This is a genomic window from Chryseobacterium sp. JK1 (assembly GCF_050632815.1).
Classification (GTDB): domain Bacteria; phylum Bacteroidota; class Bacteroidia; order Flavobacteriales; family Weeksellaceae; genus Chryseobacterium.
The window spans coordinates 152,725-165,077 of sequence record NZ_JBODRU010000006.1 but is presented as its reverse complement, the minus strand read 5'-3'; the positions used below and the strand labels follow the sequence as shown (position 1 = coordinate 165,077).

The 12,353-nt window shown below is 35.1% G+C and carries 11 protein-coding genes; 6 read left to right on the top strand and 5 right to left on the bottom strand.

Translation table 11 applies throughout. From position 1 onward, the window contains the following. Window positions 1–39: 39 nt before the first annotated feature. Entirely contained in the window at window positions 40–2,307 is a 2,268-nt protein-coding gene (locus ACQ76T_RS22660; RefSeq protein WP_431345466.1) for an aconitate hydratase, read from the top strand. A 102-nt stretch (window positions 2,308–2,409) separates the two neighbouring features. On the opposite strand, the gene ACQ76T_RS22655 is transcribed toward ACQ76T_RS22660, so the two are convergent. Together ACQ76T_RS22655 and ACQ76T_RS22650 are read right to left on the bottom strand one after the other, a co-directional pair. Next, complete coding sequence (locus tag ACQ76T_RS22655; RefSeq protein WP_431345465.1) at window positions 2,410–3,087, bottom strand: LytR/AlgR family response regulator transcription factor; 678 nt, start codon at window positions 3,085–3,087, stop codon at window positions 2,410–2,412. Then, window positions 3,080–4,087 carry a sensor histidine kinase gene (locus ACQ76T_RS22650; protein ID WP_431345464.1) on the bottom strand — a complete coding sequence of 336 codons (1,008 nt, stop codon included), beginning with the start codon at window positions 4,085–4,087 and terminating at the stop codon, window positions 3,080–3,082. Before ACQ76T_RS22650 ends, ACQ76T_RS22655 begins: the two co-directional genes overlap by 8 nt. 191 nt (window positions 4,088–4,278) lie before the next feature. On the opposite strand from ACQ76T_RS22650, the gene ACQ76T_RS22645 reads away from it, so the two are divergent. Together ACQ76T_RS22645 and ACQ76T_RS22640 are read left to right on the top strand one after the other, a co-directional pair. Next, window positions 4,279–5,121: a DUF5694 domain-containing protein gene (locus ACQ76T_RS22645; RefSeq protein ID WP_431345463.1), complete on the top strand. Its 843-nt coding sequence runs from the start codon at window positions 4,279–4,281 to the stop codon at window positions 5,119–5,121. A gap of 67 nt (window positions 5,122–5,188) precedes the next feature. Further along, a complete protein-coding gene (locus ACQ76T_RS22640) occupies window positions 5,189–7,414 on the top strand; it encodes a TonB-dependent receptor domain-containing protein (protein WP_431345462.1) in 2,226 nt (741 codons plus the stop codon). Window positions 7,415–7,548: 134 nt separating this feature from the next. On the opposite strand, the gene ACQ76T_RS22635 is transcribed toward ACQ76T_RS22640, so the two are convergent. Both ACQ76T_RS22635 and ACQ76T_RS22630 read right to left on the bottom strand, forming a co-directional pair. Next, window positions 7,549–8,352, bottom strand: coding sequence for a GLPGLI family protein (locus ACQ76T_RS22635; RefSeq protein ID WP_431345461.1), 804 nt, complete (start codon window positions 8,350–8,352; stop codon window positions 7,549–7,551). Window positions 8,353–8,420: 68 nt separating this feature from the next. Then, window positions 8,421–8,657 (bottom strand): hypothetical protein, encoded by a 237-nt coding sequence (locus ACQ76T_RS22630; protein ID WP_431345460.1) that lies wholly within the window; start codon window positions 8,655–8,657, stop codon window positions 8,421–8,423. Between the two features lie 164 nt (window positions 8,658–8,821). Between ACQ76T_RS22630 and ACQ76T_RS22625 the strand changes: the two genes are divergently transcribed. From ACQ76T_RS22625 to ACQ76T_RS22615, 3 genes are read left to right on the top strand one after another with little or no spacing between them, the layout of a single operon-like run. Beyond that, window positions 8,822–9,526, top strand: coding sequence for a LicD family protein (locus tag ACQ76T_RS22625; RefSeq protein ID WP_431345459.1), 705 nt, complete (start codon window positions 8,822–8,824; stop codon window positions 9,524–9,526). Continuing rightward, on the top strand, window positions 9,523–10,281 hold the full coding sequence (locus ACQ76T_RS22620) for an NTP transferase domain-containing protein (protein WP_431345458.1): 759 nt from the start codon (window positions 9,523–9,525) through the stop codon (window positions 10,279–10,281). The genes ACQ76T_RS22625 and ACQ76T_RS22620 overlap by 4 nt, the downstream gene beginning before the upstream one ends. Then, the gene (locus ACQ76T_RS22615; RefSeq protein ID WP_431345457.1) at window positions 10,282–11,412 is read left to right on the top strand and encodes a pyridoxal phosphate-dependent aminotransferase; all 1,131 of its coding nucleotides are present in this window, start codon (window positions 10,282–10,284) and stop codon (window positions 11,410–11,412) included. It abuts the gene before it with no gap. A gap of 217 nt (window positions 11,413–11,629) precedes the next feature. On the opposite strand, the gene ACQ76T_RS22610 is transcribed toward ACQ76T_RS22615, so the two are convergent. Further along, window positions 11,630–12,340: a HesA/MoeB/ThiF family protein gene (locus tag ACQ76T_RS22610; RefSeq protein ID WP_431345456.1), complete on the bottom strand. Its 711-nt coding sequence runs from the start codon at window positions 12,338–12,340 to the stop codon at window positions 11,630–11,632. Between the last annotated feature and the right edge of the window lie 13 nt (window positions 12,341–12,353).

Here is a 12,353-nt window from a genome sequence, read left to right as displayed (position 1 = left end):
GGTATATTAACGGAAAAAAGAACTAAACTAAAATAAAATATGACTTTTGATATTGATATGATCAAAAAGGTGTATGAACGTTACCCAGAAAGAATTGCAGCTGCAAGACAAATCGTGGGAAAACCGCTTACACTTTCAGAAAAAATTCTTTACACCCACCTTTGGGAAGGGAATGCTACGCAAGCACATGAAAGAGGAAATTCTTATGTAGACTTTGCTCCAGACAGAGTAGCGATGCAGGATGCAACAGCGCAAATGGCGTTATTACAATTTATGCAGGCAGGAAAAACAAAAGTAGCTGTTCCGTCAACCGCTCACGCAGATCACCTGATTCAGGCGAAAGTAGGAGCAGACAAAGATTTACAGGAAGGTATCAACAAAAACTCTGAGGTATTCAACTTTCTAAGCTCCGTATGTGATAAATACGGAATCGGATTCTGGAAACCGGGAGCGGGTATCATTCACCAGGTTGTATTGGAAAATTATGCCTTCCCAGGAGGAATGATGATTGGAACAGACTCTCACACGGTAAATGCAGGAGGTCTTGGAATGGTTGCCATTGGTGTAGGAGGTGCTGATGCAGTAGACGTAATGGCCGGAATGGCATGGGAACTTAAAATGCCTAAACTTATCGGAGTAAAATTAACCGGTAAAATGAACGGATGGACTTCTGCAAAAGACGTGATCTTAAAAGTAGCAGGAATTCTTACCGTAAAAGGAGGTACAGGATGTATCGTTGAATATTTCGGAGAAGGAGCAGAATCTCTTTCTGCAACCGGAAAAGGTACAATCTGTAACATGGGCGCCGAAATTGGGGCTACTACTTCTACCTTCGGATATGATGATTCTATGAGAAGATATCTTTCAGCTACCGGAAGACAGGATGTAGTAGATGCTGCTGATACAATTGCTGAACACTTAACAGGTGATGCTGAAGTATACGCAAACCCTGAACAATATTTCGATCAATTAATTGAGATCAACCTTTCTGAACTAACGCCTCACTTAAACGGACCTTTCACTCCGGACTTGGCAACACCGGTTGCTGAATTCAGAGCTAAAGCTGAAGCTAACGGATGGCCGCTGGAAGTTGAATGGGCTCTCATTGGTTCTTGTACCAACTCTTCTTACGAAGACTTATCAAGAGCGGCTTCTATTGTGGAAGACGCTGTTGCAAAAGGGGTAAAACCAAAAGCAATACTAGGAATCAACCCTGGTTCTGAGCAGGTGAAATTCACAGCAGAAAGAGATGGCTTCCTTGATTCTTTCAGAAAATTTGAAAACGCAAGAATCTTTACCAATGCCTGTGGACCTTGTATTGGACAATGGGACAGAGAAGGCGCTGAAAAAGGAGAGAAAAACTCTATTATTCACTCTTTCAACAGAAACTTTGCAAAAAGAGCTGACGGTAACCCCAACACCCATGCATTTGTAGCTTCTCCTGAGATGGTAGCCGCTGTGGCTATCTCAGGAAGATTAGACTTCAACCCTATTACAGATACTTTAACAAACGAAGCTGGTGAGCAGGTAAAACTTGACGAACCCAGAGGTTTCGAGCTTCCTTCTAAAGGTTTTGCAGTAGATGATAACGGATACCAGGCTCCATCTGAAGATGGTTCCAGCGTTGTGGTAAACGTAAGCCCTACTTCAGACAGACTTCAGTTACTGGAAGAGTTCCCGGCTTGGGATGGTAAAAACATTGAAGGAGCTAAGGTCTTGATCAAAGCGTTCGGAAAATGTACTACTGACCACATCTCTATGGCTGGTCCTTGGTTGAAATACAGAGGTCACCTTGATAATATTTCCAACAATATGTTGATTGGAGCTGTTAATGCTTACAATATGGAAACCAATAAGGTGAAAAATGAACTTACTGGTGAATACGGTGAAGTTCCGGCTGTACAGAGAGCTTACAAAGCGGCAGGCGTTCCAACTATTGTTGTAGGAGACCAGAACTATGGTGAAGGTTCTTCAAGAGAGCACGCTGCAATGGAGCCTAGACACCTTGGGGTAAAAGCTGTATTGGTGAAATCATTTGCAAGAATCCATGAAACCAACCTTAAAAAACAAGGGATGTTGGGGATCACTTTTGCTAATGAAGCAGATTATGACAAAATTCAGGAAGATGACACTGTTAACTTCTTAGATCTTGATCAGTTTGCTCCAGGAAAACAATTGACATTAGAATTCGTTCACGCAGACGGAACTAAAGATATCATCATAGCAAACCATACTTACAACGATCAGCAGATCGATTGGTTTAAGGCTGGTTCTGCTCTGAACCTGATTAAACAACAGGAAAAATAAGATTAATTGTTAGATCGATTAATACATAAAGGCGGCTTCAGTAGAAGTCGTCTTTTTTTGTTGGAATAGTACTCCCTAATTACATAAAAGCCACTCCTATTTCTATTTTAGTCTTCCCAAAAGATTAGCTCTATAACTGTCTCCTATTGGAACTTCATGTTCAGGAAGTATAACTTTTTTGGGGCTGACACTCTTAATTTTACCAAGATTGACAATAAAAGATTTATGAATTCTTACAAATTGATCGGAAAGCTGATTCTCCATTGATTTCAGTGTATCTAAAACAATATATTCTTCTGCTGCAGTCCGGATATTCACATAATCTTTGATGCTTTCAATATAAAGAATGTCATTAAAGCCTATACGATGCTGCTGGCCGGAAGATTTAACAAAAAAGTGGGTATTTTCCTCTTCCTGAAAAGAAAACCGTTCCTGAGCCTTTAATGTACTTTTCTGGAAGCGTTCAAAAGAGATGGGTTTCAGCAGATAATCAATAACATTATGCTCATAGCCTTCTAGTGCATATTCTGAATAAGCTGTTGTTAAAATATATTTCTGCTTAGCGCCTACAATCTTCATAAAATTGATTCCTGTAAGTTCCGGCATCTGAATATCCAGAAAGATCAGATCCGATTCATTATTCTGAATGTATTCTACAGCCTCAATGGGATTCTCTGTAGAAAAAACCAATTCCAAAAAAGGGATCTTCTCCACATAATGCTCAAGAAGAGATAGGGCAAGCGGCTCATCGTCAACAATAATGCATTTAATTTTATTCATCCCTTAAATCAATTTTCAAATCTACAATAAATTCAGTTTCAGAGTCTGTTATAGTAAGCTCATGCTTTGGATACAATATTTCCAGACGCTTTTTAACATTCCGAATACCAATCCCAGAAACAACATCTTTTTCTCTGTTCTTTTTAAAATTTAAAAGATAAAAATGCAGAATTTTACTCTCATCAGAAATCATCATTTTAAAACCTTTACCCCGAAAATCACCATGCTTAAAGGCATTCTCTACAAATGGAACCAGAATCATAGGAGAAATACTAAGGTGCGGGTAATTGATCTTTTTCTCAATAATCAACAGTTCAGGTTCCCTGATTCGAAGTTTCTCAAGACCTATTAAGCTGTCAATATATCCAATTTCCTTTTCCAATGGAATCATATCCCGTTCCAGATCTTTTGTACTGTACCTCAGCAGCTGACTCAATTCTTCAATAGCAGGCAATGCTTTATCAGATTTTTGATAAACAAGCGAATAAATGTTATTGAGCGTATTAAAAATAAAGTGAGGATTGATCTGCGTTTTCAATGCCTTTAGTTCAGCATTCTTCTTCTCTTCAACCAATTGTAGCCTTTCTTCATACAAAGAAGAATATATGCTGAATAAACAGAAAACAGTACTTATGAATATAGAAGTTACACTGTTGTAAATATTATCAAAAAAGTAATATCCAAAATTTGTTCCCGCAGGATAATTGCTTAACCCTCCAAAATAGGGCAGCAAAACCTCATCTGTAAAATACCGTATCACCACAAAACAGGTTACGCTTATAGAGAAGCCTATAATGGTTTTATAAAGTTTGTTGATATCAAAAAAACGGGGAACAATAATGAAAAAGTTAAAATAAAAACAAACTAAACTGGTCAGCAGATAAGTGAATTTAAACTCAATATGCCGTATATCGTACACAAAATGAGGAACAATAATCGTCCCTACCAAAAACATGGCCCAGTAGAAAATATGGAGGAAAATCAGTTGTTTTTGTTTCATAACACAAAAATAATTTTTCCGGTGCATTCAATACTCTATTTTCGATAAACCCGGCGATTTTATCGATGAAAATAATTCAAAGGGTAAATAATCTACTTTGTCTAAAGGCTATTTCGAGAAAAAGCGATCAACAATACCTTTGCTTCAGAAAACAAATCAACAATCACAATAATTCATTAAAACAAAAAACAATGAAAACCATTATTTATACTTTCTTACTTTGCCTTCCAACCTTTATTTTAGCGCAAAAACAACCTTCAGAGTATTTCAAAAATCCCAAAACCAAGGTATTGGTGGTAGGGTCTTTCCATTTTGATTATCCTAATATGGATGCTATCAAAATAAAAAAGGAAGATCAAATTGATGTTTTATCTCCTGAAACAGCTCAGGAAGTGACGGAGCTTGTAGAATACATCAAAAAATTCAAGCCCACAAAAATTGCTATAGAAGCATGGCCAGAATGGAATGCCAATGAGAAGCTCCAGGAATACAATAAAGGGAAATACAGAGATCAGAGGGATGAGCGTTATCAACTGGCTATGCGTATTGCCAGTGAAATGAAGATCAATGAAATCTCAAGTATTGATGCAGGATCTATTTTGGAAGATCTTCAGGAAAGATTTGGTAAAACAGATTCTTCATTTTTCAAAAAAATTACGCAAGATTATGACTTTAAAAGTGAAGATCCGGTGGCCCAGCAATTTGTTAGTTTCTTTAAAAATTCCGATCGCAAAAACTTCTCTTCACTCCTGAAAACATTTCAGTATATGAACAGTAAAGAAAGTCACCTTTATGGCAACGGAGCATACCTAAGCGGAGATTTTAAACTAAGAGCACATGATGGTGCAGATATGCTTGCGCTGTACTGGTATGACAGAAATCTCAGAATGTTCCGCAATATCCAGAATATTCCTCACACTGCGGAAGACAGAATCCTTGTGATTGCCGGAAATGGCCATGCCGCAGTATTACGACAACTTTTTACTTATTCAGCAGAATATGATTTTATAGAATTTTCATCTTTGAAAGAATAAAGTGATAGAGACACTGTAACAAAATTCAATTTTGGGTGTCTAACTAAAGAGAAGTAAAAAAAACATTATGAGAAAAACTATATTCGCTTTATCACTCTTAAGTTCCGTTTTCGCTTTTTCTCAGGAGAAGCAGAACAACGCTCCTAAAGAGAAACAAATTGAAGGTGTTGTCATCACCAAAACTAAAAAAGCCGTTGAACAAAAGGCAGACCGTACCATTTTCGATTTTTCTGAACAACCTCAACTGAATAACGGGAACGTTCTTGAAGGAATCAAAAAACTTCCGGGACTTGTGGCCACAGATATCGCAGGAATGATGTATCAGGGAAAAGTGCTGGAAGTATACCTTAACGGAAGACCTTTAAACATCACGTCTAACGATCTGAATTCATTTCTTGAAGGGATGCCTGCCAATTCTGTAGAAAGAATAGAAGTGATCACTCAGCCGGGGGCTGAATTTCCAGCTACATCCGGAGGTGCGATCATGAACATTATAACGAATAAAAATGCCAATAAATATTTAACGGCTACCTATTCCGGAAATTATTCATTCACAAATTATGATAAATACAGAAGCAGGACCACCAATTCTGTGAATTTAAATGCAAGGAATAAATATTTCGGATGGCAGCTGAACGTAGGGCAAAATTATCGTGAAAGTATGCTCAACGGACAACAGGATGAGCTTCTAACGAGCCATACCAACAGATATGGGCGCGGATATTTTGCAAAATCGGGATTAACTTTTGATTTGGGGCAGGATAGATTGTTATTGAACTACGATATTTATCACAACAATAATGACAACTATACACTAAGTAACGGTCATGGAGACTTACCTTTTAATAACGATCCTGCAGATTTAAGAGAGGCTTTTTATACTTCTTCGGATGTGGCTCATACCAATAATTTAAGACAGGAGGCTGTTGTGACCTATCAGAAACGTTTTGCTGACAAATCACAAAAACTGGATTTTCAATTTGGATATACAAGGTCTGACAGTAAATTTTCCCAGGATAATTTCTTTCAGGATGGTAATTTTGCACAAAGCCCATATCTGCCGATCAATAGCGTACAGAATGGTTTAAAAGATATCCTGAACAATAAATCGGTGATGAATATTGCCAATTTCAAAGTAGATTATGCGCAGCCTGTTAAGATTCTTGATGGAGGTAAAGTAAGTTTTGGAGGATTATATGAAAAACAGGATTATAATACAGAAAGTTTTGGGTTAACGAACCTTAAGTATCAGAGACAAACCGCTTCTACTTATTTGGAGTTTCAGGCTAAGCTGAAAAAGTTTGATTTCACATTAGGTTCCCGGGCCGAAAACTATGATATCTCAGGAATAACAAGATTTATTAAGGATAAAAAAGTGGTAGAGGCTGATTTAATTCCTTTCAATAAGTTTAAGCTTTTCCCGAACGCAAGTATACAGTATAACATGATGAGTCAGGTTAATGTTTCTGCGAATTATAACCGAAAAATCAGTTTGCCAAGTATTTCTGCCTTAAACCCGAATAACGTAACATTCTCCGGGCCGAGTACGGAAGTAAACGGTAACCCTAATCTACAACCTACAATTTTTGATAATTATGAAGTAAAAATTTCTGCTTTTGATTATGCATTTATTGGGTACAGTGTGAGCTCAGCAAGCAATCAGGTAGCGCAAATTATCAGAAAAGACGGTAGAAAACTCTTCAATGAGCAGGTGAACATCTCCAATATGAAAATTCACAATTTCAACGTTGGATTACCGATTCCTTTTATGGTTTTCAGCAAGCCTTTAAGTGAGATCATGAAGTTTAATTTCAATCCTGATAAGATTAATTTCATGTATTTATATGCAGGTTATCAGAAACATGAAATTGACAATCTGAATAATAAAGGTTTCTGGATCTTTAATATTATGACTCAGATTATTTTACCTAAAGATATAAAACTAACGGCCAACTACAGTTATTTGACTCCAAAGGCAGGTTATTTCTACTTCACTGCAGAGAAGCCGTTCAACAACTCGTTTGATCTTACCTTAACGAAGAAGTTTATGAACAACCGTCTGACGCTTTCCGTTTTTGCGAATGATATTTTCAACGGTCAGGTAATGCAGGTACGTTCTAATCCACCATCAGGAGAGCCGGTGATGATCTACAGTAAATATGACACGAGAAACTTCGGGCTTTCTATCAACTATAAAATCCCAACGAAGAATAAACTGGCAAAAGAGGATACCAATATCCTAAACCAGACTAAAAAAGAGGATAATGGAGGAGTAATGCAACAGGGACAATAATGCAACAAGCTTATCATTATTAATAAAACCGACAGTAAGAATATCTTTACTGTCGGTTTTATTCTTTTAATCGGATACTGTCAGGTAACGGATAGATTTTCTAAAAGGGGTTAAATCTATTGTTTATGAAAAAGTTATTTTAGAAGATCGGCCTCCAAAACATTATTAGGCAAATTCATTTTAAGATACTTTTCCATGTTTTTAAGCACTTCTGATGCATTTTCTTCTTTTCCGTGATCAGACAAACCTTTTACAATACCTTTTTCCCGCCATTTTCTAACAGGATTTTTCCTATAATTTGTATAGATTTTTTTATACTGAGCCTGTGTGATTTTAATTGAATTGAATTTATCTTCAATACCTTCTATCTCAAAGTCATTTAATGTTTGTAATGATTGTATAGTAAAGCTGTGTTGCTTTTTATCATCTTCCATTTTAATAATCGTTCCGGGTAGTCCATGAAATTTATAGGGACCTTCCTGAGAAGGAATGGCCATAGTAAACCAGGCATTCCATTGTCTTCCTCCAAATGACGTAATTGCTTTTTGAGATTCATATCCTAATATTGTATCTCTTTCTTTGGTGAGAGTCCAGATGATCTTTCGATCGTCAAACACTTTGTAAGTATCTCCATCGAGATCTGTGATATCTATTATTTCATTGTTTTTCCGGTTTTTAATAATAATATGCATGTCTGCAATTTTATTTTGTTCTGCTTTACTTTTGTTTTCTATAAATCTATTGGTAAGGGATGGATTGTAGAAGTACGAATTCATGGCAGAAATATCCAGATACATATCACTTGTTTGTATGTCTTCTTTAAGACTGTCTTTCTGCACTTTATACTCATATACAATCCTTATATCCTGAGCTTTAAGACAAGGAAGGCATGCCAGAATAACCAGGATACAGTGAAATGTTTTTTTTACTAAAAGCATATACAACATATATGAAATATGAAACAATATTAACAGAGGCTGCCTGTAACAGATCAGCCTCTAAATAATTAACAGCTACAATCACTACCAGTTTGGTAATAGCTATAGCAGCTACCTCCACTTGAAGTACAGCCGCCTTTTCCACATTTTGTAATTTTCATACTGGATTCCCATAATTTACCAGTATAGTAAAAATGGCAGAATGTAGAGCCTGCTCCGGAAGCACCAACAAACGTTTTCAATTGTTCTCTAGTCAGTTTTTGCTTTTTTGCGAAAGGTAAACTTTCTAAATTCATTTTTTTCATAATAATTTGTTTAATAAGATTACTTATAGAATTTTAAAGTAAAATTTCTGTAATGATACAAATGTCTTATAAATTAAACACCATAAAGTGTGTTAATTTAAATTAACGAAGAATATTCAGTAAACCGTGGTAGAATACATATTTTTATAACACATATTAAGAAAATGAATAAAGACAATTACTCTATTGATGATATAAGAGAATACTCCTCCTCAAATATTGAGCAAGTACATTCTGTACTGCTTCGTATGCTTCGGATTTTTGATGCAATATGTCAAAATAATAAAATTAATTATTGGATGGATTACGGAACTCTCTTAGGAGCAGTGAGACATAGTGGATTTATTCCGTGGGATTTTGAGGCAGATATTGGAATGTTAAGATCAGATTTTATCAGACTCCGGCAGATTATAGAGACAGAACTTCCTCACGATTTATTTTTTCAGTGTGAGGAAACAGATCCCAGCTATATTTATGGAAATGCTGTAGAGGCAAAAATAAGAGACCGGTACAGTAATTACCTTCATAATGAACAGCCATCAGAAACAAAGAATTGGCATAATGGAATACAAATAGACATTTTTGTTTATGATCGTGATCTTATATTTGAAAATTGTCTAACAAATGCTTTTGAAAGGCATATGAGTAACAGCAATATTCATCTGCAATTTGATGAAATACAATATACTACTGATTGCGAATTTAATGGCTTCAAATTTCCAATTCCAATAGGGTTTGACACCTACTTGCGCAGAAACTACGATGATTATATGAAACTTCCACCACCAGAGCATCAGATAGCGCCCTATGTTGACGTATTCAACTCCTCAAACCATCCGGCAGGTCTAATATGGAAAACTAAACTATGATAGCTATTATACTTGCAGCAGGCTCTGGGAGAAGACTGAATATAAAAAAACCAAAAGGATTATTGAATATCGGTCCCTATCCACTCTTACACTATTCCATACACAATTTATTGAAAACAAAAAAGGTAGAATACATTTATGTAGTTACGGGCTATGAACATCTTAAATATGAAAATTATATAAATACAATTAATAATAGTATTCCAATAGAATCAATTTTCAATCCCGTTTTCAATTCATCAGGTTCATTGTATTCTCTTTATTTAGCAATAAAGTATGTACTTAATGTAAGGCATGAAAAGCCCACTGATATTGTTATTTTAGATTCAGATATTCTCTATAATTATGATGAATTTTATGACTATATAACAAATACACATCGTAATGCTGTTTTTGCTACTAATGTTCCTCCTGAAAGATATGATGCATGCTATATAAAAATGGACAATAACGATATTTTACAACAAATATCCAAAAACATTAATATAATAAGTTCAGATTGTGGTTCGGTAACCTGGGAACATATAGGGCTCATTAAAACATCTTCGGAAACCCTACATCCAATTAAAGAATATTGTGAAAATATATTTGAAAAAATGGGCTCTGTTCAATATGAATATGATGATATTTTTGAAAATTTACCTTTCCATTATAATGTCTGTAAATTTCGAGATTACATTTGGGGAGAAGTGGATGATGATATACAACTCAACCACATGATAACCAATATATATCCAAAAATCAATTTATTTTAAATGAAGTTATCAGAATCTGAAGAAGAAATAAAGAATAAATTAAGAATTCTAAAAGGTGAAAATGGATTACATTCTGCATCTGTAAACGAAATAGAATTATTAATAAAACGTGAAATTACCATTGATGCTTGTTTTTTATCTAATCCTTATTCTCAAGAATTAGCTTATAAATGGCTAGAAAAAGATATAAAAAAGCAATTGAAAAACTATCCGCCATCTCATTCTTTCCTTGCAAAAAAAATTGGAGAATGGAGAAATTTAGACCCATCAAGAATTATTGTTGGTAATGGAGCGACAGAACTTATTTATCATATCTTAAATACCATTAAAAATAAAAAAATAGTCATCCCTATACCATCATTTTCAACCTATTACGAACTTCTTGAGAAAGAGAATGATATTATATATTATCAACTGGAAAGCTATAATGAATATATTGTAGAAATTGATGTCATAATCAGACTGATACAAAAGGAAATGCCCCATTATGTCATATTAATTAATCCATCTAATCCTACCGGGCAATTATTACATCCCGAAGAGCTGAAAACCATCCATAAAAGTATGAGCTCTACCCAGATACTCATTATTGACGAAAGTTTTATTGATTTTTCAGACGGTGACATGTCGTTGGAAAGTTATGCCGCTTTGTATAATAATATAACAATAATAAGATCATTATCAAAAGATTTTGGACTTGCCGGTTTACGACTAGGCTACTCATTTTTACCTCATACGATCAAAAACAAACTGTCTGCATCATCCTTTTTGTGGAATATAAATGGTCTAGCTTCTGTTTTCTGCACTTATTTAAGCAATAAGAAATTTATCGAAGAATATCAAGAATGTAAAGCGAAATATATTGAAGATAAACAGAATTTTTATCGTAAACTATCTGCATTACCCTTTAAGGTTTATAACTCTTCTGCTAATTTTTTTTTAATCAAGCCAGACATGTCTGCTGAAAATCTGTTTGTTCGCCTTATTCATAAACACGGTATATATACCAGGCTTTTAAATGATAAAATAGGGCTTGACGCCAATTACTTAAGAGTTGCCTCAAAAGACAGTATTGAGAACCAGAAAATTTTCAATGCATTAAAATCTGAGCTGCTTCAGACTGCGAAATAATATTTACCAAACCTCACCACCTACATTTAAATACCTCATAAACAGATTATAGTAAAAAAGGGATAATATAAATTAATATGTTTATACTAAAAAGACAAGAATCATATCACCTGTATTTCCTATTTGAAATATAAGTGATACGATTCTTCATATGGATTTTAAGTAGCAAGAAGATCATTTGAAATAATTGGCCAACGATTTAAAATAGTATGATTTTTTAGAAGCCCACAATCTGAAATCTCCAGTTCATAGTATCCACTAATGTCATCTGATCTAAATTTACCGGAAGATCTGTAATAATTTTCAATGTTTGTAAAGCCATCATACTTCCTATTATTCCCGGCAGGGCACCTAAAACACCAAGACTGTCACAATCTGGTACAACTTCATCAAAAGGAGGTTCCGGGAATATATCTCTGAGATTTTTACTTCCTTTATGATTGAAAACAGCTACCTGCCCTGAAAATCCCAGAATACTTCCGTACACCAAGGTTTTTTTCAGTTTCACACAGGTATCGTTCACCAAATATCTTGTTGAAAAATTATCAGACCCATCAATTATAATATCATAATAAGACAGTATATCTTCAATATTCAATTCATTTATTTTCTCTTCAAAAGCCATAAATCTTACCTGATGATTGAGTTTTTTCACAAAATTCTCAGCGCTTTTCACTTTTGATATTCCTATGCTATTTTCAGTATGGATAATCTGACGGTTCAGATTATGAAGTTCTACATGGTCGAAATCGGCAACTCCTAATGTGCCTACTCCGGCTGCAGTTAAATATTGTATAACAGGACTTCCCAGCCCACCGGCTCCTATAACCAGCACTTTTGATGCTATTATTTTCTTTTGGCCCTCCAATCCTATTTCTTCAATAAATATCTGCCGGCTATACCTTGAAAAATCATCTGCTTTTTTCATTCTCTCTTTTGGA

What these genes read in the sequence shown, in the direction of transcription:
- ACQ76T_RS22660 (WP_431345466.1), top strand. Translation starts at nt 40, where the DNA reads ATGACTTTTGATATTGATATGATCAAAAAGGTGTATGAACGTTACCCA.
- ACQ76T_RS22655 (WP_431345465.1), bottom strand. Translation starts at nt 3,087, where the DNA reads ATGAATAAAATTAAATGCATTATTGTTGACGATGAGCCGCTTGCCCTA.
- ACQ76T_RS22650 (WP_431345464.1), bottom strand. Translation starts at nt 4,087, where the DNA reads ATGAAACAAAAACAACTGATTTTCCTCCATATTTTCTACTGGGCCATG.
- ACQ76T_RS22645 (WP_431345463.1), top strand. Translation starts at nt 4,279, where the DNA reads ATGAAAACCATTATTTATACTTTCTTACTTTGCCTTCCAACCTTTATT.
- ACQ76T_RS22640 (WP_431345462.1), top strand. Translation starts at nt 5,189, where the DNA reads ATGAGAAAAACTATATTCGCTTTATCACTCTTAAGTTCCGTTTTCGCT.
- ACQ76T_RS22635 (WP_431345461.1), bottom strand. Translation starts at nt 8,352, where the DNA reads ATGCTTTTAGTAAAAAAAACATTTCACTGTATCCTGGTTATTCTGGCA.
- ACQ76T_RS22630 (WP_431345460.1), bottom strand. Translation starts at nt 8,657, where the DNA reads ATGAAAAAAATGAATTTAGAAAGTTTACCTTTCGCAAAAAAGCAAAAA.
- ACQ76T_RS22625 (WP_431345459.1), top strand. Translation starts at nt 8,822, where the DNA reads ATGAATAAAGACAATTACTCTATTGATGATATAAGAGAATACTCCTCC.
- ACQ76T_RS22620 (WP_431345458.1), top strand. Translation starts at nt 9,523, where the DNA reads ATGATAGCTATTATACTTGCAGCAGGCTCTGGGAGAAGACTGAATATA.
- ACQ76T_RS22615 (WP_431345457.1), top strand. Translation starts at nt 10,282, where the DNA reads ATGAAGTTATCAGAATCTGAAGAAGAAATAAAGAATAAATTAAGAATT.
- ACQ76T_RS22610 (WP_431345456.1), bottom strand. Translation starts at nt 12,340, where the DNA reads ATGAAAAAAGCAGATGATTTTTCAAGGTATAGCCGGCAGATATTTATT.